Origin of the sequence: Aeromicrobium sp. PE09-221 (genome assembly GCF_002174305.1) — a bacterium.
Taxonomy (GTDB): domain Bacteria; phylum Actinomycetota; class Actinomycetes; order Propionibacteriales; family Nocardioidaceae; genus Aeromicrobium.
Map to the genome: position 1 here is coordinate 1 of NZ_MIJB01000097.1, position 929 is coordinate 929.

Below are 929 nucleotides of genomic sequence, written 5' to 3' on the forward strand. Positions count from 1 at the left end.
TTTGGACACTCAGCTAGGCTTGGCGGCGTTTCCATTTTGTTTTCATTCATAGTTGGCATTGGATTGGGCTAGGTAGCGGCGTTAAAGCACCGTAAGCTCCTTGACCATGTCACGATGTTGGTGGCGATTATGGGGATTTCGATCCCAAGTGTTGTGCTGGCTAACTTATTGCAATACGTATTTAGTGTGAAAATTCCGTGGTTTCATGTAGCAGGTCTACATGAGCCACTTGATTATGGGTTGCCAGTGCTGGCATTATCCGCAATGCCGATTGCGTTTATCGCTCGTCTGACGCGATCGAGCATGCTGGAAACGCTACATGCGGATTATATTCGCACTGCAAAAGCAAAAGGTTTACCTGCCGTTGTCATTATGATGAAGCATGCGTTACGGAATTCACTCTTACCTGTGGTGACTTATGTAGGACCATTAACAGCGAACGTCATTACGGGTTCAGTTGTGATCGAACGAATATTTGGCATTCCCGGATTAGGCAAGCATTTCGTCTCCAGTGTGATGAATCGGGACTATACGTTGATCATGGGGTTAGCATTGTTCTATGGTCTGCTTCTGATGATGGCCAGACTACTTACCGATATCGCTTATGTGGTTGTTGACCCAAGAATGAAGCTAGTGAGCGGGAAGGTGAAACTGTAGCATGTCAGAGCGAAGGGAGTCACATACAGAAAAGGAACGAGTGGAGTTAACAGTTGCGGATTTTCAACTCGTGTTGAAACAAGACAACAAAGTGAACATGAGTGGAGAGAGCGTTTCTGCATGGAAAGACATTTGGCATCGATTACGCAGTAATCCGGCAGCGATGGCTGGCTTTTGGATGATGATTTGGATTGCCATTATGGCGATCATCGGTCCGTATGTGACTCCATTTGATTGTTACAGCAATGATCTGAATGCGACGAATGACGCAC

At 46.1% G+C, this 929-nt stretch carries 1 protein-coding gene and 1 pseudogene; both read left to right on the forward strand.

The features are described 5' to 3' along the window. Positions 1-87: 87 nt before the first annotated feature. Positions 88-657, forward strand: a pseudogene (locus tag BHE97_RS19510) (ABC transporter permease); the annotation flags it as partial. A 1-nt stretch (position 658) separates the two neighbouring features. Further along, a partial coding sequence (locus BHE97_RS19515; protein WP_201791559.1) for a hypothetical protein occupies positions 659-929 on the forward strand: 271 nt, incomplete at its 3' end.